The organism is Gordonia hongkongensis, assembly GCF_023078355.1.
In the GTDB taxonomy this organism is placed as follows: domain Bacteria; phylum Actinomycetota; class Actinomycetes; order Mycobacteriales; family Mycobacteriaceae; genus Gordonia; species Gordonia hongkongensis.
The window spans coordinates 3,916,759-3,941,090 of the sequence record NZ_CP095552.1; the positions used below are offsets into that span (position 1 = coordinate 3,916,759).

The 24,332-nt window shown below is 66.9% G+C and carries 23 protein-coding genes; 7 read left to right on the top strand and 16 right to left on the bottom strand.

Going from position 1 to position 24,332, the window contains the following annotated elements:
* The first annotated feature begins 11 nt into the window (after positions 1–11).
* Positions 12–878 carry a formate dehydrogenase accessory sulfurtransferase FdhD gene (fdhD, locus tag MVF96_RS17925; protein WP_247449921.1) on the top strand — a complete coding sequence of 289 codons (867 nt, stop codon included), beginning with the start codon at positions 12–14 and terminating at the stop codon, positions 876–878.
* On the opposite strand, the gene MVF96_RS17930 is transcribed toward fdhD, so the two are convergent.
* The 7 genes from MVF96_RS17930 to MVF96_RS17960 all read right to left on the bottom strand — a co-directional run bounded on the left by MVF96_RS17930 (position 850) and on the right by MVF96_RS17960 (position 8,411).
* Positions 850–1,980: an ABC transporter ATP-binding protein gene (locus tag MVF96_RS17930; RefSeq protein WP_078113311.1), complete on the bottom strand. Its 1,131-nt coding sequence runs from the start codon at positions 1,978–1,980 to the stop codon at positions 850–852. The genes fdhD and MVF96_RS17930 overlap by 29 nt on opposite strands.
* A 49-nt stretch (positions 1,981–2,029) precedes the next feature.
* The gene (locus tag MVF96_RS17935) at positions 2,030–3,343 is read right to left on the bottom strand and encodes an ABC transporter substrate-binding protein (RefSeq protein WP_247449923.1); all 1,314 of its coding nucleotides are present in this window, start codon (positions 3,341–3,343) and stop codon (positions 2,030–2,032) included.
* A 106-nt stretch (positions 3,344–3,449) separates the two neighbouring features.
* Positions 3,450–4,286, bottom strand: a complete 837-nt coding sequence (locus tag MVF96_RS17940; RefSeq protein ID WP_247449925.1) for a carbohydrate ABC transporter permease — start codon at positions 4,284–4,286, stop codon at positions 3,450–3,452.
* 4 nt (positions 4,287–4,290) lie between these two features.
* The gene (locus MVF96_RS17945; RefSeq protein WP_247449927.1) at positions 4,291–5,316 is read right to left on the bottom strand and encodes a carbohydrate ABC transporter permease; all 1,026 of its coding nucleotides are present in this window, start codon (positions 5,314–5,316) and stop codon (positions 4,291–4,293) included.
* Between the two features lie 88 nt (positions 5,317–5,404).
* Positions 5,405–7,492, bottom strand: a complete 2,088-nt coding sequence (locus tag MVF96_RS17950) for a bifunctional lysylphosphatidylglycerol flippase/synthetase MprF (RefSeq protein ID WP_247452134.1) — start codon at positions 7,490–7,492, stop codon at positions 5,405–5,407.
* A 52-nt stretch (positions 7,493–7,544) separates the two neighbouring features.
* Positions 7,545–8,018: a hypothetical protein gene (locus MVF96_RS17955; RefSeq protein ID WP_247449929.1), complete on the bottom strand. Its 474-nt coding sequence runs from the start codon at positions 8,016–8,018 to the stop codon at positions 7,545–7,547.
* 12 nt (positions 8,019–8,030) lie between these two features.
* The gene (locus MVF96_RS17960; RefSeq protein ID WP_247449931.1) at positions 8,031–8,411 is read right to left on the bottom strand and encodes a hypothetical protein; all 381 of its coding nucleotides are present in this window, start codon (positions 8,409–8,411) and stop codon (positions 8,031–8,033) included.
* Positions 8,412–8,791: 380 nt separating this feature from the next.
* On the opposite strand from MVF96_RS17960, the gene MVF96_RS17965 reads away from it, so the two are divergent.
* Positions 8,792–10,402 (top strand): HNH endonuclease signature motif containing protein, encoded by a 1,611-nt coding sequence (locus tag MVF96_RS17965; protein WP_247449933.1) that lies wholly within the window; start codon positions 8,792–8,794, stop codon positions 10,400–10,402.
* A gap of 92 nt (positions 10,403–10,494) precedes the next feature.
* On the opposite strand, the gene map is transcribed toward MVF96_RS17965, so the two are convergent.
* From map to rpsH, 9 genes are all read right to left on the bottom strand, one after another.
* Entirely contained in the window at positions 10,495–11,292 is a 798-nt protein-coding gene (map, locus tag MVF96_RS17970) for a type I methionyl aminopeptidase (RefSeq protein ID WP_058251973.1), read from the bottom strand.
* Between the two features lie 53 nt (positions 11,293–11,345).
* Positions 11,346–11,900: an adenylate kinase gene (locus tag MVF96_RS17975; protein WP_004023564.1), complete on the bottom strand. Its 555-nt coding sequence runs from the start codon at positions 11,898–11,900 to the stop codon at positions 11,346–11,348.
* On the bottom strand, positions 11,897–13,201 hold the full coding sequence (gene secY, locus MVF96_RS17980) for a preprotein translocase subunit SecY (RefSeq protein WP_247452135.1): 1,305 nt from the start codon (positions 13,199–13,201) through the stop codon (positions 11,897–11,899). The genes MVF96_RS17975 and secY overlap by 4 nt, the downstream gene beginning before the upstream one ends.
* A gap of 229 nt (positions 13,202–13,430) precedes the next feature.
* Positions 13,431–13,871 (bottom strand): 50S ribosomal protein L15, encoded by a 441-nt coding sequence (gene rplO / locus MVF96_RS17985; RefSeq protein ID WP_004023566.1) that lies wholly within the window; start codon positions 13,869–13,871, stop codon positions 13,431–13,433.
* Complete coding sequence (rpmD, locus tag MVF96_RS17990) at positions 13,868–14,053, bottom strand: 50S ribosomal protein L30 (RefSeq protein ID WP_058251976.1); 186 nt, start codon at positions 14,051–14,053, stop codon at positions 13,868–13,870. The genes rplO and rpmD overlap by 4 nt, the downstream gene beginning before the upstream one ends.
* Before the next feature lie 2 nt (positions 14,054–14,055).
* On the bottom strand, positions 14,056–14,703 hold the full coding sequence (gene rpsE / locus MVF96_RS17995; protein WP_058251977.1) for a 30S ribosomal protein S5: 648 nt from the start codon (positions 14,701–14,703) through the stop codon (positions 14,056–14,058).
* 46 nt (positions 14,704–14,749) lie between these two features.
* Positions 14,750–15,154 carry a 50S ribosomal protein L18 gene (rplR, locus tag MVF96_RS18000; RefSeq protein ID WP_058251978.1) on the bottom strand — a complete coding sequence of 135 codons (405 nt, stop codon included), beginning with the start codon at positions 15,152–15,154 and terminating at the stop codon, positions 14,750–14,752.
* Between the two features lie 3 nt (positions 15,155–15,157).
* Positions 15,158–15,694 carry a 50S ribosomal protein L6 gene (rplF, locus tag MVF96_RS18005; RefSeq protein ID WP_058251979.1) on the bottom strand — a complete coding sequence of 179 codons (537 nt, stop codon included), beginning with the start codon at positions 15,692–15,694 and terminating at the stop codon, positions 15,158–15,160.
* A gap of 15 nt (positions 15,695–15,709) precedes the next feature.
* On the bottom strand, positions 15,710–16,108 hold the full coding sequence (gene rpsH, locus MVF96_RS18010) for a 30S ribosomal protein S8 (protein WP_004023571.1): 399 nt from the start codon (positions 16,106–16,108) through the stop codon (positions 15,710–15,712).
* A gap of 273 nt (positions 16,109–16,381) precedes the next feature.
* Between rpsH and MVF96_RS18015 the strand changes: the two genes are divergently transcribed.
* From MVF96_RS18015 to narJ, 5 genes are all read left to right on the top strand, one after another.
* Positions 16,382–17,482, top strand: a complete 1,101-nt coding sequence (locus MVF96_RS18015; protein WP_068969971.1) for a PQQ-dependent sugar dehydrogenase — start codon at positions 16,382–16,384, stop codon at positions 17,480–17,482.
* A 285-nt stretch (positions 17,483–17,767) separates the two neighbouring features.
* On the top strand, positions 17,768–18,109 hold the full coding sequence (locus tag MVF96_RS18020; RefSeq protein ID WP_083229291.1) for a cupin domain-containing protein: 342 nt from the start codon (positions 17,768–17,770) through the stop codon (positions 18,107–18,109).
* 124 nt (positions 18,110–18,233) lie between these two features.
* Complete coding sequence (locus MVF96_RS18025) at positions 18,234–21,977, top strand: nitrate reductase subunit alpha (RefSeq protein WP_247449935.1); 3,744 nt, start codon at positions 18,234–18,236, stop codon at positions 21,975–21,977.
* A complete protein-coding gene (narH, locus tag MVF96_RS18030) occupies positions 21,977–23,662 on the top strand; it encodes a nitrate reductase subunit beta (protein ID WP_165629734.1) in 1,686 nt (561 codons plus the stop codon). The genes MVF96_RS18025 and narH overlap by 1 nt, the downstream gene beginning before the upstream one ends.
* Entirely contained in the window at positions 23,659–24,324 is a 666-nt protein-coding gene (narJ, locus tag MVF96_RS18035) for a nitrate reductase molybdenum cofactor assembly chaperone (RefSeq protein ID WP_165629733.1), read from the top strand. Before narH ends, narJ begins: the two co-directional genes overlap by 4 nt.
* Positions 24,325–24,332: the final 8 nt, after the last annotated feature.

The window sequence follows — 24,332 nt, forward strand, 5'->3', positions numbered from 1 at the left end:
CCGTGGTGCCGGTGGGACGAATCACCGCACGCCGCCGCGTCACCCGCGTCCGACGCGACGCTGAGCCGACGCAGCGCGCGGACACCTTGGCCGTCGAGGAACCGCTCGAGATCCGGGTCGGCGGGCACACACTGGCGGTCACCATGCGCACTCCCGGCCACGACTTCGAACTGGTCGCCGGCTACCTGGTCTCCGAAGGTGTGCTGACCACCGGCGCGGATTACTCGACGGCCCGTTACTGCGCAGGCACCGACGGCCAGGGCGCCAACACCTACAACGTCATCGACGCGACGCTCGCCCCGCATGTGCCGCCACCCGGTTCCGAGATGGTCCGCGCCAACCCCGTCACGAGTGCATGCGGCATCTGCGGCAAGGACAGCATCGCCGCGGTCCACACCGCGTCGGTCCATGATCCCGCCGCCGACACCATGAGCGTGGCCGCCGGGACGGTCCTGGACCTCCCCGACCGGTTGCGCGCCGAACAGAGCGTCTTCGACAAGACCGGTGGCCTGCACGCCGCCGCGCTGTTCGACGCGGATGGTCGCATGCTCGCCGTCCGGGAGGACGTCGGTCGGCACAACGCCGTGGACAAGGTGATCGGGTGGGCGGTTCTCGCCGACCGACTACCCCTGTCGGGCACCGTCCTCCAGGTCTCCGGCCGCGCGAGCTTCGAACTCGTCCAGAAAGCCGCGATGGCGGGAATCCCGATGCTGTGCGCGGTCTCCGCGCCGTCGTCACTGGCGGCCGACGCCGCCGACGATCTCGGCATCACGCTCGTCGGCTTCTCTCGCGGCGAGTCGATGGTGATCTACAGCCGTCCCGATCGGATCTCCCTGCCCGAAGCCGCGATCACCGAAGAGGTTTCGGTCCCGCGCTGAGGTCGTGACGACGCGGGTCGTCGAGGGCGACCCCGCTGATCGGATCGAACCAGTACGTCTCGTCGACCTCCGGGGTCAGCCCGATCACGTCACCGACCTCGATCGTCCGGCGATGATCGACACGGATGACGATGCGACTCCCGCGCAACCGGACGTCCGCGCTGCAGTAGACGAACTGTTCGGCCCCCAGCTCCTCGACGAGATCGACCGTTGCGGTGAGGTTCCCGGCCTGCGGTGCAGCCGACACCTGCCATGACTCGGCACGCAGACCGACGACGACGTCGCCCGCGGACGCCGACGACAGCACCGACGGCGGAACCCGGACCTCGGCGCCACCGAGGCGTACGATGCCCGCGTCCACCCGGGCGTCGATCAGACACATCTGCGGTGAGCCCATGAACGACGCCACGAACAGGTTCGCGGGCCGCGAGTAGATCTCGCGCGGACTCCCGACCTGTTGCAGCACACCGTGATCGAGCACGGCGACCCGGTGCCCCATGGTCATCGCCTCGACCTGGTCGTGGGTCACGTAGAGCGTCGTGATGCCGAGTTCCCGCTGCATGGCCGCGATCTGGGCACGCGTGCTCACCCGCAACTTGGCGTCGAGATTCGACAACGGCTCGTCCATGCAGAACACCTTGGGACGTCGCACGATGGCACGACCCATCGCGACCCGCTGTCGCTGCCCACCGGACAGCTTCGCCGGTTTGCGGTCGAGAAGCGGTGTGAGTTCCAGCATCTCGGCGACCTCACCGACCCGGGACGCGGTGTCCGCCTTGCTCATCCCGGCGTTGCGCAGCGCGAATCCCATGTTGTCGGCGACCGTCATGTTCGGGTAGAGCGCGTAGTTCTGGAAGACCATCGCCACGTCCCTGGCCTTCGGCGCCCTTCCGACGACGTCGACGTCGTCGATCAGGATCGCCCCCGACTCGACGGACTCCAGACCCGCGACCATCCGCAGACTCGTCGACTTCCCGCATCCCGACGGTCCGACGAGGACCATGAACTCGCCGTCGTCGACGGCCAGGTCGAGCGAGTCGACGGCGGGTTTCTGGCCGTCGGCGAAGCGCCGGGTCGCGCCGTCGAAGGTCACCGATGCCACGACCGGCCCCCTCGTCGCCGGCCCACGACCGGCCCCGCCACGTCGCCCGTCATGACGGGAGCTTCGGCGCGATCTGCGCCTCGTAGATCTGCGCGATCTGGCGCTGGGTGTCGGCGAGGGTCGCGGCGACATCGGCGTTCTGCAGGCCGATGCGCTCGTAACCGGTGCCGATGATCTTGTCGCCGCCGGGGACGAAGACCCGCGCGTTGTTCTGCGGTTGTGTCCGCGGAAGCTGCTCGATGGCGGTGGCGAAGTTCGGGTTCTTCTCCAAGAACGCGACCATCGACGGGTCGTCCTGCGCGGATTTGCGCACCGGCATGTAGCCGACATTCTGCGAGAAGTAGGCGGTGTTCTCGGTGTTGGTGATGAACTCGATGAACTTCAGCGCGTTGACCTTGCGCTCGTCGGACAGTTTGGCCGGGACCGCGAGACCGGCACCGCCCGTCGGGCAACCCGAGACCCCCTGCGGCGCGGGCAGGAAAGCAGTACCGAAGTCGAAGGCGGCGTTCTCCGTGATGCCCGACAGATCGCCGGTCGAGGCGATGGTCGAGGCGATGATGCCGGCGCTGAAGTCGCCGGCGATGTCGTTGGAGATCTTCGCGTACCGTTTCGTGTTGATCGAGTCGCTCAGATATTGCGCGGCCGCAACGGTCTTCGGATCGGTGAACTTCAGCTCCCAGTCGTTCGAGTAGGCGCCGCCGAATGTCCAGGTCGGCCCCTGGAAGGTCCATCCGAGGTAGTCGGTCGCGTTGCCCCAGCCGTGCGCGCGCTTGTCGCCGCCGACCACGGTCTGGATCCGCGGGCCCCAGTCGTCGAACTCGTCCCAGGTCTGCGGGCCGCGGTCGGGCAGGCCGGCCCGGCGCCACACGTCTTTGTTGTAGTAGAACAGCGGAGTCGACCGCGCGTACGGCAACGCCCACGTCTGGTTGTTCCACTTGTAGTCGCCGACAAGCGAATCGACGTAGTCGGCGGTGTTCACGTTCGCACGGCCGAAGAAATCGTCGAGGGGGCTGATCGCGCCGATGAGCGCGAAGTTGAACCACCAGACGTCGGACAGGATCATGATGTCGGGCACGGCGCCGCCGGACAGCGCGGCGTTGAACTTCTGCGCCGCCTCCTCGTAGTTCTTGCCGGCGTCGACGAGCTGCACGGTGATGCCCGGGTTGGCCGCCTCGAATCGAGAGATGAGTTCTCGTTCGACCTCGATGGATTTGCCGGGGTGATTCGACCAGAAGCTCAGCTTCGAGGCGTCGCCCGACGACGAACCGCCGTCACCCGAGGTTCCGGCGCATGCGGCCACCAGAGCACCGGCCGCGGCCGTCGCGGACGCGGCGAGGAACCCGCGCCGGGACATGTTCATCATCTGTCGTCTCCTTCGATCGTCTGTGTGTCAGTCGTTCTCGCGCGGGGGTGTTCTCGCGCGGGGGTGTTCTCGCGCCAGGTGTTCTGGCTGGTGGGGTGTCGGCCGGTCAGCCCTTGACCGCCCCGGAGGTGAGGCCCTTGATCATGTGCCGTTGCAGGGCCAGGAAGAGGACGAGCATCGGCAGCATCGCGAGCACGGTCGCCGCCATGACCGGGCCCCAGTTGGTGAGACCGTCGCTGTTCTGCAGGAGGGTCAATCCCACGGGCAGCGTGGCAACCGAGGCGTCGTCGGCCATCAGGAACGGCCACAGGTACTCGTTCCACTCGTTGACGAGGGTGATTGTCGCGAAGGCGACCATCGTCGGGATCGACAGCGGCAGCACCACTCTGGTGAGCAGGCGGAAGTGACCTGCCCCGTCCATCCGCGCCGCCTCGATGATCTCGGGCGGGATGGACAGGAAGTGGTTGCGCATCAGGAAGGTCCCGAATGCGACACCGGCGAGCGGCAGGATGATGCCGATGAAGGTGTTCCGCAGTCCCAGTTGGGCCACCAGGGCGTAGTTGGTGATGACGGTGATCTGGTTGGGCACCATGAGCGCGGCGATGATGACGACGAACACGATGTTCTTGCCCGGGAAGCGCAGGAACACCAGCCCGTACGCGCTCAGCACGCCCAGCACGAACTTGGCCACGCCGAGGATCGAGGTCACGATGACCGAGTTGCGCAGGTAGCTCCAGAACGGTACCGACGTCGTGGCCTCGACGTAGTTCTCTGGACGCCACGTCGACGGCCACCACACGGCCGGTTGCACGTAGATCTCGGTGCGAGCCTTGAACGACGCCAACAGGATCCACACCAGGGGCAGCGCGATGATCACCAGCACCACCGTCATCGCCGCGTACCCGCACGCGTCGGCCAGTCGTCGGCGGGTGGCCGGCGTCATCGCCTCACCGCCGGGGCGCCGTCGCTTCTGCCCGGGGCCCGCCGGCGGACGTCTGGACTCGTCTGTGCGCCCCGGCGTGGCAACCCGTCCGGACACCGGACTCGTGGTGACGGGCCTCATCGCGCTCCCTGTCCATCATGCGCACCTGGATCACCGTGATGGCCAGCAGGACGACGAACATGACGGTCGCGACGGTGGCGCCGTAGCCGGCACGGAAGTTGACGAAACTCTCCTCGTAGACCTGGTAGACCATCGTGGTGGTGCCATTGCCCAACGGGCCGCCCCGGGTCATCACGTTGATGATGTCGAACACCTGTAACGAGTTGAGCAGCACGGTGATCGACAGGAAGAACGTCGTCGGCCGCAGTTGCGGCAACAGCACCTTGCGGAAATAGGTCCACCAGGCGGCTCCGTCGATCGCGGCCGCTTCGTCCAGATCGGTCCGTTTACCCTGCAGCGCAGCCAGATAGATGACGAACGCGTAACCGAGGTTCTTCCAGATGTAGGTCACCGTGATCATGAACAGTGCCCACGACGGCTGCTGGTAGAAGTCAGGCGCAGAGCCCAGTCCGAGGCGCACCATCACGTCGTTGACGAGGCCGAAACTGGGGTCGAAGACGAACTGGAAAGCGATGCCGACCGCCGCCCCGGACAGCACGAACGGAGCAAAAGCTGCCGATCGCACCAGATTTCGGCCGCGCAGTTTACGGTCGAGCAACAGTGCGAGCGCCAGGCCGATGACCATGCTGCCGACGACAGCGGCGACCGTGAAGATGACGGTGTTGGCGACGATCACCCGGGTATCGGCACGGGTGAACCATTCGAGGTAGTTGTCGATCCCGACGAACGTCGCTCCCGCCTCGGCGATGTTCCAGTCGTAGAACGACATCCGGATGTTCTCGACGAGCGGTCGATACGTGAACACGCCGAGGAGGACGAGGTTCGGCACGACGAGCAGGAGGAACAGCCCATAGCCTCGCCAGGGACGCCGCCCCGTTGCGGGCAGCACATGTTCGTCGACCGATGACACTGGCGAAGTCTCGCCGTCGGAGACGACCGGATGGTGAACTCAGGCGGCGATTCCCGTGAACGATGCCTTCACAGCCGGGGCGGGCGGGTCACTCCCCTCGTGACGCCGCCAGCCGGACCAGCTGACCGGTCGTGGCATCCGGCAGGTACGCCCTGGAGATGGCCACACCGATACGCGGCAGGTCGGATTCGTCCCGGAAGGCCAGATACACCGGCTCGTAGCGGGGATTGAACTTCTTCTTGAAGGTGTGCAGTGAGCGGAATCCGTAGTAGGGCTCGAGCGCGGCACCCAGCGTGTCGAGCAGTTTGTCGAGCGGCTCGGCGTCGAAGTCGCCCGTTCGCGCCAGCGGTGCGCCAGACAGCGAGATGAACTGCGCTCCCTCGTCTTTGAAGGCGACTGCCGACGACGCGATGAGATACTCGACGACCGGCCCGAACCCGTCCGTTCGGCGTCGCATGATGTCGAGCGTCCACCCATCGACGTCGCCACCCGGCGCGTACACCGGTAGCCACGAGAGCACGCCGTGCACGTTGCCCGTCGGATCCACCGCGAGTGCCACCCGGACCGCGGGGTCCATCGCCTCCTCGACACTGCCCAGGGTGAATCCCATCTCGGGAAGGCCCTTGTCCCCCACCCACTCCTCCGAGATCGCGCGCACCTGGGTCCTGACGGCGAACGACTCGTCGGCCAGCGAGACCATCCGCATCGAGATGTCCTGCTTGGTGGCCTTGTTCATCGCCGATCGCACGTGCTGCCAGGGCTTGCCCTTGAACTCCAGACCCGGCAGGTCGACGATCGTGTCCTCGGCGATCTGCACACTGAGCCATCCGCGTCCGGTGACGATCTCCGAGGTCGCCGAACCGATCGAGAACCAGCACGGAGTCGCGCCGGCGCTCTCCGCGAGGTCGACGAAGGCGTCGACGGCGTCGGCCAACCGCTCGGATGCGCACACCGGGTCGGCCAGGGCCACCATGGTCCCGACGTGCTTTCGGTAGGTCACGACGGACTGGTCGTCGAGATCGCCCGCAGCGCCGGTGAACTGGTAGCTGTTGCCCGGCCAGGTCGTCATCCACGACATCGTGCCGCCGCCGTGCGCGCGCAGCAGTTCCTTGACGCGGGCGACCGGGTCGTCGCCGTCGACGGACGCACCGACCTGACGCACGCGCCACGGCACCGCGAACGCGAACCGGCCGGGGATCAGGATGGCCAGGACCAGCACCCAGAGCAACGTGGTTCCGAGCGTCACGGCGCCCTCCGACGACACGTCGGTGAAGACCACCAGGATCACCGCCAGCAGGGTCGCGATGACGTTGAGCGCACCGAGGACGACGGCCACCCACCACGCCCACCGTTTACCCCGCCGGAGTTGATCGGCGATGAGCACGTTGACGACGAGGCCGATGAGCATCGTGAAGACCGAGTCGTCCCCGGCGTCGGTCGGCCCGAGCGGCCCGCTGCCCGGGAACAGGAACACCAGGAGGTTCGCGCCCGCGATGACCAGCAGGGCAGCGAAACCCAGCATGCGGACCTCACGCCGGGTCCGCGGCACCCAACCGTGTTCGTTGGTGGCGAAGAACTTCTCCCCCACGATCAGCATGATGATCGCGGCGAGAACGTACTCGACCGAGGCGAGGGTCCCCTCGAACAGGAACGCGACCGAGACGATGGCGCCCAACAGGACCCGGACACGTAGCCGCCAGGGCGAACGCACGGTCGCCGAGGCCACCGCGACCGCCGAGACCACCAACGCCCCCACCCCGGTGGCGCGCGACTCCGCGAGTTGCTCCGCCCACCGCCACGACGTGACCTCGGAGGAAAGCAACCACAGCAGCAACACCGTCAGCAGGGATGCGATCAGGTGGCCGCCCACACCGACCAGAACGGCCTTCACGGTGCCCAACTGCCATTCGGCCCAACCCATTCCGACGACGACCGCCACCAGCGCCAGCAGGTACAGCCAGGGTCCGGGCTCGACGAACGCGGAGCTGACCGGCGTCCACCACTTGCCCTCTCGGAGCGCCGGGAGCCCGAAGGCCACCTCGTGATACCACGACTTGTCGTTCGCCCTACCCCACAGCGATCCGGTCGTCGCACCGACGATCAGCAGGGCCGCCGCGAGAGCCACGGTGAACGGAAGCCGCCGCACGACGGTGAGCCAGGAGACGTCGGAATGCATGGTCAACGGTACGACGACACGACCGGCCGCACACGGTCATCGGGTTGATCGGTCACCCGCCGGACGCTGGAACCCACCGTTCGTCGTCACGACGCCACAGCACGGGTACATGGTCGATGTGGGTGGCACCTGGGTTGAGCCACCACGTCGTGTCCGGACCCCAGCCGGCCAGCACGGTCGCCCCCTCCCGCCTCTCGAGCGCAATCTCGATCCCGGCGCTCGTCAGATAGCCGCTGACGCTCACATGGACGGCGTCGAAGTCAGCGGCGAGGGCTTTCCAGTCGGGCATGAACCAGCGGCGATGCCGACCGGAGGTGTTGTACCAGTTCCATCTCCTCGACGCGGTCACCTCGAGTGGGTAGTGGTCGACCAGCCGAGCCCAGTCCGCGGGTGCCGCGACTTCGTATACCCGCGCGGGTTCGCCGACGGACACCGTCCAGACTCGGGCCTCCTCTCCGATCGAGGTGTCTTCCTCGGCGACGAGCTGCAACGCGCCGAGGCCCGGGCGGGCACGCGTCGTCTGCACCGTCCCCGCGGCTTACGGCGTCGACCACCACTCGTCACTGAACGCGCGGTGAGGATTGCGCTCGAACTCCCGACGCGAGCGCGCCTCGCCGGCTTCGACGTGGGCCCGCCACTCATCCCACCGCACGCACTCGCTCCGGCACGGCAGGGCGGACTCCGGAAGCGCCTCGTTTCCGAACGGGTAGGCGATCACGCGCTGGAGCGCGAGATCGACCGGGTCGTCCCACCATGCACAGACCGGATGGCGGAGCAGCACCCCCGCTATCAGCTCGAGCACCGCAACGACTTCTGTTGCGGCATAGCGGATGTCCTCCTCGTCGGGAGGCTGCCAGTGCCGCGCGAAGTCCACCGCGTACCCGAGTGCACCCAGGAGCTCCGATTCATCCGCCGCCACGAGGCCTTCGACGTCGACGCTCCAAATCGCGGCCCGAACATCTGGAGATGTCCGAGGTCGCCGATACTGATCGACCCGTTCCCCGTGGCGTAACGGAATGACATGTTCGCGCAGAGGGATCGTCCGCGTCGCGTAGCGAGGATCTCTAGGGTGCGGGCCATCTCGCCGCCGGTATCGGTGCCGGATGCCGCACGCCATCGGATTGGTGCTCGCGGCTTACCAGACCGCTGAGATGATGCACTCCGCGCTGTGGCGCGAACCGCCTTACCATCCCCCACCGACAACCGTCCGTCACCCACGAGAAGACGAAATTCGTTGCACACCAACCTAATAGCCGGTAGAGTTGGACCCACATTCGATTCACCACAGGGGGTGAGGTCGTGTTCGATTCCCAACGAGACGTCGGCACCGACGCGCCGACCCCTCGTGCGGTCGAATTGGTTGCCGATCTCCACCGCACCCTCGACAAGTTGCAGACCGTGGATCTGTCACCGTGTACCGATGCCGAACTCGCCGACGTGACCGCGGAAACCGAACGCGCCATCGCACGGTTGACCGTCGCCGGTGACCGGCAGATCGATCAGGTCGAGGCCCGCGACCTGCCCCGCAAGGCCGGCTGCCGCACCCTCATGCAGTACATGACACACCAGCTGCGGGTGTCGAACCCGATGCGACGCCGTAAGCAGATGGACGCCACCGCCCACCGCACCAGCCTCGGCGGCGAACTCCTCCCACCCGAATACCCCTGCCTCGCCGAAGCTTTCGCACAAGGCGCGGTCGGCACCGCACACGTACAAGCCACCCTCGACGTCCTCGACCGCATCCCGGGCACCATCGACCACGACATCAAGGTCGCCGCCGAACGACAGATGGCCGAGATCGCCACCGACCACACACCCGCCGACATCACCCAACTCGGTGCCCGCCTGCTCGCTCACCTCGACCCCGACGGCACCCTGACCGACGACACCGACCAGAAACGACGCCGCGGCCTGTGGATCGGACGGCAACGCGCTGACGGCACCGCCAAAATCTCGGGCACCCTGACCCCCGCACTCGCCGCCCGACTCACGATGATGTTCGCCGTGTGGGGCAAACCCGGACTCAACAACCCCGACGACCCCGCCTCACCAAGCGGACCGGCCGGCACCGCCGACCCCGACGCCCTGGCCTCGGCAGCCGACCGCGACGGTCGCACTCTCGCCCAAACGAATCACGACGCCCTCGACGCCGCACTGGCCGCAGGCTTCGCCGACGGCACACTCGGCACCTCGCACCGAGGCCTGCCCGTGCAACTGATCATCAAAGCCGACCTCGGGGACCTGATCCGAGAAGCCGGACTCGCCACCACCGCCACCGGCACCCTGCTACCCGTCCGGGACCTGATCGCGATGGCCGCCGACATGCAACCGTGGCTGGCGATCTTCAAAGACGCCACCACCGTTCCGCTGTACTTCGGGCGCGGCAAACGCCTCGCCACCCGCGAACAACGCCTCGTCTCCTTCGCCCGCCCCGATGGGGAAGTGTGCTCGGCTCCCGGGTGCGATCAGCCCGCCACCCACATCGAGCTTCATCACGCCGAACGAGACTGGGCCGAGGGCGGACTCACCGACATCGATGACCTCGCACCGGCCTGTCCCCGCCACAACCGCATGGTCGGCGACCAACCCGGCCAATACACCACCCGGATCGTCCGGTCCGGGCCAGACGAAGGCCGCTGCCTCTGGCGATTGAACGCCGAACCCGGCGCACCACCCAACCCCGAACGCCTCAACCGCCGACCCGACATACCCAAGCGGTTGCAGGCCCACCTCGAACAAGTGCGGCGAGAGATCCACGGACGCAACACGTCCGGCGATCAGACACGCCCCCAGCAACAACCCGTATGGCCGATCGTCGACTACTGGCCAGCGGCCCTCCCGCCACTGCGCCCGGGCCAGACCTATACGCCGGTCGAGGCGTGTCTCGCCGAACTTCTGGTACGAAACTGACCGCGCAACAACAGGACAGCATCCAAGAACTTCAAGCCCTACAGTGCGGGATTCGTATCGGTTCCCGTTACGAATCCCGCACTGGCGTGGAGTCAGACCGGGCGCGGGGTGAGGATACGGGGTCCGTCGGCGGTCACCGCGACGGTGTGTTCCCAATGGGCGGAACGCGAACCGTCGTCGGTGACGACTGTCCAGTCGTCGTCGAGGACGGTGGTGTCCGTGGTGCCCAGCGTCAGCATCGGCTCGATGGCCAGGGTGGAGCCGATCACGAGCGTCGGCCCCTTGCCGGGTTCACCCTCGTTCGCCAGGAACGGTTCCATGTGCATCTCGCGGCCGATGCCGTGGCCGCCGTAACCGTCGACGATGCCGAAGGGCCGGCCGAACTTCTTCTCCGCGGCGCGCGTGCCGAGTTCGATGGCGTGGGAGATGTCGGTGAGGCGAGCGCCGTCGACCATGGCCGCGATCCCCGCCTCCATCGACAGCCGCGTCGCCTCGGAGAGTTCCTCGTCGGCGGTGGACAGTTCCCCGACCCCGAAGGTCCAGGCCGAGTCCCCGTGCCAGCCGTCGAGGATGGCGCCGCAATCGATCGACACCAGATCGCCGTCGGCGAGAACGACGTCCGCGGACGGGATGCCGTGGACGACGACGTCGTTCACCGAGCTGCAGATGGATCCGGGAAAGCCGTGGTAGCCCTTGAACGAGGGCACCGCCCCGGCCCCCCGGATCACGGATTCGGCGACCTCGTCGAGATCGAGGGTGCTGACCCCCGGCTTCGCCGCATCGCGCACCGCGACGAGCGCGGCCCCGACGACCGCGCCCGCCGCGGCCATGGCATCGAGCTCGCCCGCACTGCGGAAGGGGACGACGCGCTTGCGCTTACGAAAACCCATGCCCTACAGCGATTCCTCGGTTGTCAAAGACTGTGCGGTCAGAACGCAGCGGGTCAGGAGACGCCGGCGCCGAGCGCGCTCAGGACGCGCTGGTGGACGCCCTGGATGTCACCGACCGCGTCGATCGTCTTGACCTGGTCGCCGTAGTACGCGAGCAGCGGCGCGGTCTCCCGGGTGTAGACGTCCATCCGGTTGCGGATGACCTCTTCGGTGTCGTCGGCGCGGCCACGCGCCAGCATGCGCTCCACGACGACGTCGGTGTCGACGACGAACGAGAGCACGGCGTCGAGCGAGGCGTCGAGATTCGCCAGGATGTCGTTCAGCGCGTCGGCCTGCTCGGTCGAGCGCGGGAAACCGTCGAGGATGAAACCCTTCGACGCATCCGGCTCGCCGACGCGGGCGCGGACCATGTCCACCGTGATTTCGGACGGGACGAGGTTGCCGGCGTCGAGGTACTTCTTGGCCTCCACACCCACGGCGGTGCCCTGGGAGATGTTGGCGCGGAAGAGGTCACCGGTCGAGATGTGGGGGATCCCGAGTGCTTCGCTCAAAAGCTCCGCCTGGGTGCCTTTACCTGCTCCGGGCGGGCCGAGAATGACAAGTCTCACTTCAAGAATCCTTCGTACTTGCGTTGCATCAACTGACTGTTGATCTGCTTCATCGTGTCCAGACCCACGCCGACCATGATCAGTACGGCCGTACCACCGAACGGCAGGTTCTGGACGTTGCCGCTGTTACCGATCTCGAGGAACAGGTTCGGGAGTACCGCGATGATACCGAGGTAGATCGAGCCCGGCAGAGTGATGCGACTGAGCACATACCCGAGGTATTCGGCCGTGGGCGCTCCCGGACGGATGCCCGGGATGAATCCACCGTACTTCTTCATCTCGTCGGCGCGCTCCTCCGGATTGAACGTCACCGCCACGTAGAAGTACGTGAAGAAGATGATCATCAGGAAGTAGACGGCGATGTAGACGCCGTTGCTCGGATCGGTCAGGTACCTGGTGACGTATTCCTGCCAGGTCGACTGCGTCCCATCGGGATTGCGCGTGAGTTCGACGATCAGCTGTGGCAGATACAGCAGCGACGAGGCGAAGATCACCGGGATGACGCCCGCCTGATTGACCTTCAGCGGCAGGTAGGTCGACGACCCGCCGTACATCTTGCGGCCCACCATGCGCTTTGCGTACTGCACCGGGATGCGGCGCTGACCCTGCTCGATGAACACGACGCCGGCGACGATGATCAGCGCGGCGACACAGACCAGGGCGAAGACGAGTCCGCCGCGGCTGTTGAGGATGGTGCGACCTTCGGCGGGGATACGCGCGGCGATACCGGCGAAGATCAGCAGCGACATGCCGTTGCCGATGCCGCGCTCGGTGATGAGCTCACCGAACCACATGACGACACAGGCGCCGGCGGTCATGACGAGCACGATGATCGACAGACCGAAGATGCTCTGGTCGTTGAGGACTTCGCCGCTCTGCGCACAGGACTGCGGAAGGAGCTGGCCACGATCGGCGAGGGCCACGATGCCCGTCGACTGCAGGAGTGCGAGGGCCACGGCCAGGTAGCGCGTGTACTGCGTCATCTTGGCCTGGCCGGCCTGGCCCTCCTTGCGGAGTTGCTCGAAGCGCGGGATGACCACGGTCAGCAGCTGCACGATGATGGCCGCCGTGATGTACGGCATGATGCCGATCGCGAACACCGACAGCTGCAGCAGCGCGCCGCCGGAGAACAGGTTGATCAGGGAGTAGACCGAGCTCGACTCACCGGACGAGACCTCGTCGAGACACGCCTGCACGGCCTGGTAGTCGACACCCGGCGACGGGACGGTCGCTCCCAGCCGATACAGGATGATGATGCCGAGAACGAAGAGGATCTTCTTCCTCAGATCCGGCGTCCGAATGGCCGCGAAGAGGGGGAAAGCACTAACTCCTCCTAGTAACGACCACGCGAGGTCTACGTTCCGGGTCGGTGCGACCCGACCCCCGTGTGCTCGGCAATCGACGATGATCTTTCGGGATGCGGCAGTCTTGGGCGTGTCCGGCAGGACAACCTCTGAGACTCTAACAGTCACACCGAAACGCCCCGGTCGGGCGGCAGCGATGCTGCCGCCCGACCGCGGTGTGTGTCCGTCAGAGTTCGGTGACGCTGCCACCGGCAGCGGCGATCTTCTCCTTGGCGGAGGCGGTGAACTTGTCGGCGGTGATGTCGACCTTGACCGACAGGTCACCGTCGCCGAGAACCTTCACCAGCTTGTTCTTGCGAACGGCCCCGGCCGCGACGAGCTCGTCGACGCCGATGGTGCCGCCCTGCGGGAACAGGCGGGCGATGTCGCCGACGTTGACGACCTGGTACTCGATCCGGTTGCGGTTGGTGAAGCCCTTGAGCTTCGGCAGCCGCATGTGGATCGGCATCTGGCCACCCTCGAAGCCGGCGGGCACGTTCTTGCGTGCCTTGGTGCCCTTGGTGCCGCGACCGGCGGTCTTACCCTTGGACCCCTCACCGCGACCCACGCGGGTCTTGTCGGTCTTCGACCCCGGAGCGGGGCGAAGGTGATGGAGTTTGATGGTCATGCTTGAACCTCTTCGACTGTCACGAGGTGACGAACCGCGTTGATGAGGCCGCGGTTGATCGGCGTGTCCTCGCGGGTGACGGTCTGGCGGATGCCCTTGAGTCCGAGGGTCCGCAGGCTGTCACGCTGGTTGCTCTTGGTACCGATGGTGCCCTTGACCTGAGTGATCTTCAGCTGAGCCATGATCAGACCCCCTGTCCTGCGCGAGCGCGGAGCATACCGGCCGGGGCGACGTCCTCGATCGGCAGACCGCGGCGGGCCGCGACCTCTTCGGGACGCTGCAGCATCTTGAGTGCCGCGACGGTGGCGTGCACGACGTTGATGGCGTTGTCCGAGCCGAGGCTCTTGGCGAGGACGTCGTGGACGCCCGCGCACTCGAGCACGGCACGCACCGCGCCACCGGCGATCACACCGGTACCGGGGCTGGCCGGGCGGAGCATGACGACACCGGCGGCGGCCTCACCCTGGACCGGGTGGGTCACGGTGCCGGCGATCAGGGGCACGCGGAAGAAGTTCTTGCGAGCTTCCTCGACACCCTTCTGGATCGCGGCCGGGACTTCCTTGGCCTTGCCGTAGCCGACGCCGACCATGCCCTGGCCGTCGCCGACGACCACGAGAGCGGTGAACGAGAAACGACGTCCACCCTTGACCACCTTCGAGACGCGGTTGATGGTCACCACGCGCTCGAGCTGGTTGCGGTCCTGGTCGCGGCCGCCACGATCGCGGCGGTCGCCGCGGCCACCGCCGCGACGGTCGTTGCCGCCGCCCTGGTTGTTCTGGTTGTTGTCGTTACCGGCGGGTCCGTTTCCGCCGTCACGCTGACGTCCGGGCATCAGAGGTTCCCTCCGGTCATGTGGGTGTAGCTGTTCGAGATGGTCATCAGAAGCTCAGGCCTCCCTCGCGGGCGGCGTCGGCGAGCGCGGCGATCCGGCCGTGGTAGTCCTTGCCGCCACGGTCGAACACGACGGCGTCGACGCCGGCAGCCTTGGCGCGGGCGGCGATGAGCTCGCCGACCTTGCGGGCCTGCGCGGACTTGTCGCCGCCGGCCGCACGCACATCGGCCTCGATCGTCGATGCCGCGGCCAGCGTCTTGCCGGCCAGGTCGTCGATCAACTGGACGTGGATGTGGCGCGAGCTGCGCTTGACCGCGAGACGCGGACGGGCCGGGGTTCCGCTGACCTTCTTGCGGAGGCGGAAGTGACGGTTGCCGGTCGCCTTGCGACGACGCGTCGAGACGTCCTTGCCGATCGGCTTGCGCACTGTCTTGGTAGCTGAATCACTCATGGCTTACTTACCCGTCTTTCCGACCTTGCGACGGATCTGCTCACCCTCGTAGCGAATGCCCTTGCCCTTGTAGGGGTCCGGACGACGCAGGCGGCGGATGACCGCCGAGATCTCGCCGACTTGCTGCTTGTCGATACCCGAGACCGAGAACTTCGTCGGGGACTCCACGGCGAACGTGATGCCCGCCGGGGCCTCGATCGGCACGGGATGGCTGTAACCGAGCGCGAACTCGAGGTCGCTGCCCTTGGCCTGCACGCGGTAACCGACACCGAAGATCTCCATCTTCTTGGTGTAGCCCTGCGTGACGCCCACGACGAGGTTGTTCACGAGCGAACGGCTCAGGCCGTGCAGCGCGCGGCTGCGACGCTCGTCGTTGGGGCGGGTCACGACGATGGAGTTGTCCTCCTTGGCGACCGAGATGGGCTCGGAGACGGTGAGCGAGAGCTCACCCTTGGGGCCCTTCACGGTGACGTTCTGGCCGTCGATGGTGACGTCCACGCCCGCGGGGATCTCGATGGGGTTCTTTCCGATACGCGACATGTGTTGTTACCTCCCCTACCAGACGTAGGCGAGGACTTCGCCGCCCACGCCCTGGTTGGCTGCCTGGCGATCGGTGAGCAGGCCCGACGACGTGGAGATGATGGCCACGCCGAGGCCGCCCAGAACCTTGGGCAGGTTGGTGGACTTTGCATAGACCCGGAGACCGGGCTTGGAGACGCGGCGCAGACCGGCGATGGAGCGCTCGCGACTCGGGCCGTACTTCAGGGAGACGACGAGGTTCTTCCCGACCTCCGCGTCTTCGGTGCGGTAGTCGGTGATGTAGCCCTCGCGCTTGAGGATCTCGGCGATGTTCACCTTGATCTTCGACGAGGGCAGTGTCACCTCGTCGTGGTACGCCGAGTTGGCGTTACGCAGACGCGTCAAGAAGTCTGCGATCGGGTCAGTCATGGTCATGGGTGACCGTCAACCTTTCTCGTAGCGGTTCCCATACAGCGCCGGTGGCCGGAAAAATCCCGGTGACCTGCGGTGGGCCTTCCACGAAGTGGATAGTTGTTTGGAGAAGGTTCTCGCCGCCGATGCCCTTGGCTTTTCGCCGGCACCGGAGACTATTCAGTTGTGTCCCGGACACCTGAGGTGCACAGGCAACCGGTCTAGTGTAGGGAATCCGCAGCGTAGACCCAAATCGGCACCGGTCGGCAGTGGCGACCATCAGGCACCATCGAGGGTATGGATCGACGCAAACTCCTCAAAACGGGCCTGCTCGGGGCCGGGCTGCTCGGCATCACCGGTACGTCGCTGGTGACCGGGTGCGCCACCGACGATCCGCCGACGCGGGATCGATCCGGCTCGGGTCCGACGGGCACGTCCGCAGACGCCGCGTCGGTCGAGACCGTCGCATCCGGGCTGAACGTGCCGTGGGCGCTGGCCTTCCTCGGTGACGGCGATGCCCTCGTCACCCAGCGCGACGACGCCACGATCGTCCGGGTGTCCCCTGGGGGTGAGGTCCGGACCGTCGGCGAGTTCGCTGACGCCGCTCCCCGCGGCGAAGGCGGGTTGCAGGGCATCGCGGTGGCGCCAGGCGACGAGAGCGCGGTGTTCGTCTACTACACGACCGCCACCGACAATCGGCTGGTGCGCCTGGACTTCGACGGCGACCGGCTCACCCGTCCCCGACCGCTGATCACCGGACTCGACGCGGCCTACAACCATCACGGCGGCGCCCTCGCCTTCGGTTCGGACGGAAGCCTGTTCGTCGCGGTCGGCGATGCCGCCGTACCCGAGGTCGCCCAGGACGTCACCGCGTTGAACGGCAAGATCCTGCGGGTGGACCGGGATGGCCGCCCGTGGCCGGGCAACCCGTTCGGCAACGAGGTCCACTCGTACGGGCACCGCAACGTCGAGGGCCTGGCCTTCGACGGCGCAGGCCGGCTGTGGGCCAGTGAGTTCGGACAGAACCGTCGTGACGAGCTCAATCTGATCCGACCGGGTGGCAACTACGGGTGGCCGGAGGTCGAAGGCGATTCCGATGATCCGCGGTTCGTCGCGCCGGCCGCCACCTGGACCACGCAGGAGGCGTCCCCGGCCGGGCTGGCGATCATCGGCGACCGCGCCTACATGGCCGCGCTCCGCGGCCGGCGGCTGTGGGAGATACCGCTCACGGGGTCGGCCGCCGGCGAGCCGGTGAGCAGGTACGCCGACGAGTTCGGCCGGCTGCGCGTCGTGGCCGCCGCGCCCGACGGCTCACTGTGGTTCGGCACGAGCAACACCGACGGACGCGGCCGGCCGGCCGACGGGGACGATCGTCTGCTCCGGATGCGGCTCGGCTGACCACAGTTCCGGCGCGCGGACCAGAAGCCATCCGACGGGCGCCGATCGGTTCTGTACGGAATCGACAGTTCGATTCTCGAATCATTTCGCGGAACCATTTTCCGAAATCGTCTCATCGCCGGACTCTCATGGGTGCGAGCCCGTCATCACCGGGTGTTTTCGCAACGATTGTGTGGCCTATTCCAGGCGGCAGGATCACCGCGTCGGTCGACAGCGTAACAACGAACTGGCCTCGATCCGCCGAACATCACCTCGTCGCCGCGCCGCGATGTCATGGTGGAACACGTGGATTCGACTCATCTTCCCGAGCTCGTCGACGAGCTCCTGTCCTCGGCCCGCGAAGCGTCGAGCCGACGGGCCTCTCATACGTTGCACGGCAACTCTTCTCGACATCTTCGACAAACGGTGATCGCACTGGTCGCGGGCGCGGCACTGTCGGATCACGACAGTCCCACCGAGGCCACGCTGCAGGTCCTGCGCGGGCGTGTCGTCCTGACCTCGGCGGACGGCGATCCGGCCGGCCGGTGGGAGGGCGCCACCGGCGACCTGGTGACCATTCCGTCGACGCGTCACGGCCTGACCGCACAAGAGGACTCGGCGATCCTGTTGACGGTTGCCACGCGTTGACCTAAGCGACCAGATTGTTTCCCGAATGACCGACGGGTGTATTTCCCACAAACGTTTTCGGCATATCTGATCGACTTTGCGATTCGGGAAGAAACAATTGCCGACCCTCCGTATGGTGTCGCTCATGGCCCGGTCAGAAGATGTACAGGGTTCTGCAGCCACCGCACTGTTGGACATCGGCAGGTTCTTCACCCGATGGGACGAGACCGACGATCGTCGTGTCGTCTTCCGGGACGGCGGTCGGGCGGGTGACGTCTTCTACCGGGATCGATGGAGCCACGACAAGATCGTGCGCTCGACACACGGCGTGAACTGCACGGGCTCCTGCTCGTGGAAGGTCTACGTCAAAGACGGGATCATCACCTGGGAGACCCAGGAGACCGACTACCCCTCGGTGGGCCCGGACCGGCCCGAGTACGAACCCCGCGGGTGCCCGCGGGGCGCGGCCTTCTCCTGGTACACCTACTCCCCCACCCGGGTCCGACACCCGTACGCCCGGGGTGTGCTGGTGGAGATGTTCCGCGAGGCGAAGCGCCGGCTCGGCGATCCCGTGCTGGCGTGGGCCGACGTCGTCGGAGACCCGCTGCGCCGACGCTCCTACCAGCGCGCACGGGGCAAGGGCGGGCTCGTTCGCGTCTCCTGGGACGAGGCCGTCGAGATGGCCGCGGCAGCGCACGTCCACACGATCAAGGCCCACGGTCCGGACCGGTGCGCGGGTTTCTCCCCGATCCCGGCCATGTCGATGGTCAGCCACTGCGTCGGCACCCGGTTCATCCAGCTGATCGGCGGGGTGATGACCTCGTTCTACGACTGGTACGCCGATCTGCCGGTGGCCAGTCCCCAGGTGTTCGGCGACCAGACCGACGTCCCGGAGTCCGGGGACTGGTGGGACGCGACGTACCTGATGATGTGGGGTTCCAACGTCCCGGTGACGCGGACCCCGGACGCGCACTGGATGGCCGAGGTGCGCTACCGCGGCACCAAGGTGGTCTCGGTCAGCCCCGACTACGCCGACAACACCAAGTTCGCCGACGAATGGCTGCCCGCGCAGGCCGGCACCGACGGGGCGCTCGCGATGGCGATGGGACACGTCATCCTCACCGAGTTCTTCGTCCGGCGCTCGACCGGGTTCTTCGACGACTACGTGCGCCGCTACACCGACCTGCCGTTCCTGATCCACTTGGACGAAAAACCGGGCGGGCCGGACGGTGACTCGACCGGCACCGACGTCCCCGGAAAATTCGTCCCTGGGAAGTTCGTGACCGCCGACGAGTTGCCCGGCGCGGAACATGTTGCCTCCGAGGACGTCTGGAAGACGGTGTGCTGGGACGAGGCACGCGATGAGCCGGTGGTGCCCAACGGCTCGATGGGGTTCCGGTACGCCGACTCCGGTGCGGGGCGATGGAATCTCGATCTCGGTGGCGCGCAACCCGCGCTGACACTCATGAGCGATGCGGCCGAATTCGTCGAAGTCGCGTTCCCGGTCTTCGACGCCCCCGACGGCAGCGGCGCCGTGGTCCGCCGAGGTGTCCCCGCGCGGCGGATCGGGGGACGGCTCGTCACGACCGTCTTCGATCTGATACTCGCGCAGTACGGCGTCACCCGGGACGGGCTCCCCGGCGAGTGGCCCACCGGCTACGACGACGCATCGGCGCCGTACACACCGGCGTGGCAGGCCGAGATCACCGGCGTGCCGGCCGCGGCGGCGATTCGCGTCGCGCGCGAATTCGCCGCCAACGCCGAGGAATCCGGCGGCCGCTCGATGATCATCATGGGCGCCGGGATCTGCCAGTGGTTCCACGGCGACGCGACCTATCGGGCGATCCTGTCCCTGCTCATCCTCACCGGATGCATGGGCCGCAACGGCGGCGGTTGGGCGCACTACGTCGGGCAGGAGAAGTGTCGTCCGATCACGGGCTGGATCTCGCTGGCGAACGCGCTGGACTGGACGCGCCCGCCGCGGACCATGACCGGGACCTCGTACTGGTACATGCACACCGGGCAATGGCGCAACGACGGGTACTCGACATCCTCACTCGCCTCCCCGCTGTCGCGCGGCACGATGGACCACGAGCACACCGCCGACGCCATCGCCCAGTCGGCGCGGCTCGGCTGGATGCCCTTCTATCCCCAGTTCTCCACCAACCCTCTCGACGTCGCCGACGAGGCGACCGCCGCCGTGGATCGCGGTGACGCCGCCGATCCGGCGTCCTACGTCGCAGAGCGTCTGCAGAACGGCCAACTGACATCCGCCATCACCGACGTCGACGCACCCGAGAACTGGCCCCGGACCCTCGTGCTGTGGCGGTCCAACCTGCTCGGTTCCTCGGCGAAGGGCAACGAGTACTTCCTCCGGACCCTGCTCGGCACCCACCACAACGTGCTCGGCGCCGAGAAACCCGAGACCCCGAGGCCTGCCGAGATCCGTTGGCACGACGACATTCCGGAGGGGAAGCTCGACCTGCTGCTGTCGGCGGATTTCCGGATGACATCGACCACGCTGCTGTCGGACATCGTCCTGCCTGCTGCGACCTGGTACGAGAAGCACGACCTGTCCTCGACGGACATGCACCCGTTCGTCCACGCGTTCACACCGGCGATCGACCCGCCGTGGGAGGCGAAGTCCGACTTCGACCTGTTCCACCGGCTCGCACGCAAGCTGTCGGACCTGGCACGCACCCACCTCGGTACACGGCGCGATCTCGTCAGCGTCCCTCTGCAGCACGACACCCCCGGCGAGGTTGCACAACCGCACGGCCGGATTCTGGACTGGCGACACGACGGCGTTGTCGGACAGCCAGGCCGGAACATGCCCAACTTCACCGTGGTGGAACGGGATTACACCGCGATCGCGGACAAGCTGGCGTCCATCGGACCGCTCGCGGACACCCTCGGCTTCACCGTCAAGAACGTGACCTACCCGCTCGAGGAACAAACACGCACACTCGCCGAATCCAACGGCGTGATGCTCGGCGGCGCCGGCGACGGACGACCGGCCATCGACACCGACGAGAAACTCGCCGAGGCGATCCTGACGTTGTCGGGCACCACGAACGGCGAACTCGCGGTGGCCGGCTTCGAACAGCTGCAGCAACGCGTCGGCTTCCGCCTCGACGACCTCGCGCGCGGTTCGGAGGAGAAGCGCATCCGCTTCGCCGACACCCAGAAGGCACCCGTGCCGGTGATCACGTCGCCGGAGTGGTCCGGGTCGGAGACCGGCGGCCGCCGGTACGCACCGTTCACGGTGAACATCGAGCGGCTCAAGCCGTTTCACACGCTCACCGGACGGATGCACTTCTATCTGGACCACGACTGGATGATCGACATGGGCGAGTCGCTCCCGATCTACCGGCCGCCGCTGGACATGCACCGCCTGTTCGGCGAACCCAAGCTCGGACCCGACGGCGCCCGGGAGATCACGGTGCGGTACCTGACGCCACACTCGAAGTGGTCGATCCACTCCGAGTACCAGGACAACCTGTTCATGTTGTCGCTCTCCCGCGGCGGGCCGATCGCCTGGCTGAGTCCCCAGGACGCCGCCTCGATCGACGTCGCCGACAACGACTGGATCGAATGCACCAACGCCAACGGCGTTTTCGTGTGCCGTGCAATCGTCAGCCATCGCATGCCGGCCGGGGTCTGCTACGTCCACCACGCCCAGGAACGCACGATCGACGTCCCGAAGTCGGAGGCGACGGGCCGCCGGGGCGGCATCCACAACTCGCCGACGCGGCTGCTGGTGAAACCGACCCACCTCATCGGCGGTTACGCCCAGTTGTCCTACGCCTTCAACTATCTCGGACCGACCGGCAATCAACGCGACATGGTCTCGACCATCCGCAAACGCAGCCAGAAGGTGACGTACTGATGCGGGTCATGGCCCAGGTCGGGATGGTGATGAACCTCGACAAGTGCATCGGGTGCCACACCTGCTCGGTGACCTGCAAGCAGGCGTGGACCAATCGGTCCGGCACCGAGTACGTGTGGTTCAACAACGTCGAAACCCGTCCCGGACAGGGGTATCCGCGACGGTACGACGACCAGGAGACCTGGCAGGGCGGCTGGGTCCTCAACCGCAACGGCAGGCTGCGCCTGCGCGCCGGCGGCCGCGTGCGGAAGCTGTTGACCCTGTTCGCGAGTCCGGTCCAGCCGACCATCGAGGACTATTACGAACCCTGGACCTACGACTACCAGACCCTCATCGACGCCCCGCTCGGCGACGATTTCCCGGTCGCCCGTCCCAAGTCCCTGCTCACCGGCAAGGACACCAAGGTCACCTGGTCGGCGAACTGGGACGACAACCTCGGCGGTGCACCGGAACTCGCCGAGCGCGACCCCATCGTCGAGAAGCTCCGGCGCGATTCCGAAGACGCGGTGAAGTTCGGCTTCGAGCAGACCTTCATGTTCTATCTGCCGCGGATCTGCGAACACTGCCTCAATCCGTCATGCATGGCATCGTGCCCCTCCGGTGCGATCTACAAACGCAGCGAGGACGGCATCGTGCTCGTCGACCAGGACCGCTGCCGCGGCTGGCGGCAGTGCATCACGGGCTGCCCGTACAAGAAGATCTATTTCAACCACAAGTCCGGCAAGGCCGAGAAGTGCACGCTGTGTTACCCGCGCATCGAGGTCGGGCAACCGACGGTGTGTTCCGAGACGTGCGTCGGCCGGCTTCGCTACCTGGGCATCTTCCTCTACGACGCCGACGCCGTGACTGCGGCCGCCTCGGTCCCCGATGATCGCGATCTGTATGAGGCGCAACTCGATCTGATGCTCGACCCCGAGGATCCGGCGGTGATCGCCGCCGCTCGACGCGACGGCATCCCGGACGACTGGCTCGAGGCCGCGCGCCGATCGCCGGTCTACGCGCTGGCGAAGAAGTACCGTGTCGCGCTCCCGCTGCACCCGGAATACCGCACGATGCCGATGGTCTGGTACGTCCCACCGCTGTCGCCGATCGTCGACCTGCTCGCCGAGCAGGGTCACGACGCCGAGGGCGCGGGAACACTGTTCGGCGCGATCGAGGCCCTTCGGATTCCGGTGGAGTACCTGGCCGAATTGTTCACCGCCGGTGACACGGTCGTCATCGACACGGTGCTGCGCCGCCTGGCCGCCATGCGCTCGTACATGCGCGACGTGACCCTGGGCCGTGAACCCGACGCCGGAATACCGGCCGCGGTGGGGATGACCGAGGAGGCGGTGTACGAGATGTACCGCCTGATGGCGATCGCGAAATATGAAGAGCGATACGTGATCCCCACGGCTCATCTCGAACAGGCCGAGAAACTGGACGAGATGGGATGTTCGCTCGACTACGACGACGGACCCGGCATGTTCGACTCGTCGCCGTTCGGCGAGGCCAGCGGTCGTCCCGCGCCGGTGTCGGTGGAGACGTTCCATGCGCTGCGTCAGCGTCAGACCACTGACACGGCGGCCGGCGAGCACACGATGGCGGGCCGGACCAACCTGCTCAATTGGGACGGCAACGGGGCCCCGCCGGGCCTGTTCCCCGAACGCGTACCCGGATCGACTCCCGACGAGGAAGCACGATGAGGGGACCACGGTTGTTCGCACGTCGCTCGCGGGCGACCGACGAGGGCACCGTCATACGGTTGATCGCGTCCTGGTGCCTGAGCTATCCCGACGACGAGGTCCTCGGCCGCGTCGATCTGATGCGGGCCGCCCTCGCCGAGATGGATGACGCACAGACCCCACATCTGCTGCGGCAGATCACCGACCACCTCGCCGACGGCGATCCGGCAGCGCTGCGCCGCGAGTACATCGAGCTCTTCGATCTCTCGAAACGGCACACGCTCTACCTGTCGTACTGGTCCGACGGCGACACCCGGCGTCGGGGCGCGTCGCTGGGCGAGTTCAAGCAGGCCTACCGCGACAGTGGATTTCTCGTGGACCTGCGCGGTGAATTGCCCGACCATCTGCCGATCGTTCTCGAGTTCAGCGCGCGGGCCGATCCGGGCCGCGGCGTCGAGCTGCTCGAGAAGCACCGTGCAGCACTGGAATTGATCCGGTTCGCCCTGCTCGACGCGGAGTCGCCGTACGCCGGGGCGGTGGCGGCGGTGTGCGCCACCCTGCCCAGTCCCTCCCCACCCGACCGGGCCACGGCCATGGCGATGTGTGCACCCGCACCGACGGAGACTGTGGGACTGGAACCCTTCGATCCCCGCCTGCTTCCGATCAACCCGACCCGCGCGTGAGGTGACCC

What these genes read in the sequence shown, in the direction of transcription:
- MVF96_RS17935 (WP_247449923.1), bottom strand. Translation starts at nt 3,343, where the DNA reads ATGATGAACATGTCCCGGCGCGGGTTCCTCGCCGCGTCCGCGACGGCC.
- MVF96_RS17940 (WP_247449925.1), bottom strand. Translation starts at nt 4,286, where the DNA reads ATGACGCCGGCCACCCGCCGACGACTGGCCGACGCGTGCGGGTACGCG.
- MVF96_RS17950 (WP_247452134.1), bottom strand. Translation starts at nt 7,492, where the DNA reads ATGCATTCCGACGTCTCCTGGCTCACCGTCGTGCGGCGGCTTCCGTTC.
- map (WP_058251973.1), bottom strand. Translation starts at nt 11,292, where the DNA reads ATGGGTTTTCGTAAGCGCAAGCGCGTCGTCCCCTTCCGCAGTGCGGGC.
- rplO (WP_004023566.1), bottom strand. Translation starts at nt 13,871, where the DNA reads ATGACCATCAAACTCCATCACCTTCGCCCCGCTCCGGGGTCGAAGACC.
- rpmD (WP_058251976.1), bottom strand. Translation starts at nt 14,053, where the DNA reads ATGGCTCAGCTGAAGATCACTCAGGTCAAGGGCACCATCGGTACCAAG.
- rpsE (WP_058251977.1), bottom strand. Translation starts at nt 14,703, where the DNA reads ATGCCCGGACGTCAGCGTGACGGCGGAAACGGACCCGCCGGTAACGAC.
- rplR (WP_058251978.1), bottom strand. Translation starts at nt 15,154, where the DNA reads ATGAGTGATTCAGCTACCAAGACAGTGCGCAAGCCGATCGGCAAGGAC.
- rplF (WP_058251979.1), bottom strand. Translation starts at nt 15,694, where the DNA reads ATGTCGCGTATCGGAAAGAACCCCATCGAGATCCCCGCGGGCGTGGAC.
- rpsH (WP_004023571.1), bottom strand. Translation starts at nt 16,108, where the DNA reads ATGACCATGACTGACCCGATCGCAGACTTCTTGACGCGTCTGCGTAAC.
- MVF96_RS18015 (WP_068969971.1), top strand. Translation starts at nt 16,382, where the DNA reads ATGGATCGACGCAAACTCCTCAAAACGGGCCTGCTCGGGGCCGGGCTG.
- MVF96_RS18025 (WP_247449935.1), top strand. Translation starts at nt 18,234, where the DNA reads ATGGCCCGGTCAGAAGATGTACAGGGTTCTGCAGCCACCGCACTGTTG.
- narH (WP_165629734.1), top strand. Translation starts at nt 21,977, where the DNA reads ATGCGGGTCATGGCCCAGGTCGGGATGGTGATGAACCTCGACAAGTGC.
- narJ (WP_165629733.1), top strand. Translation starts at nt 23,659, where the DNA reads ATGAGGGGACCACGGTTGTTCGCACGTCGCTCGCGGGCGACCGACGAG.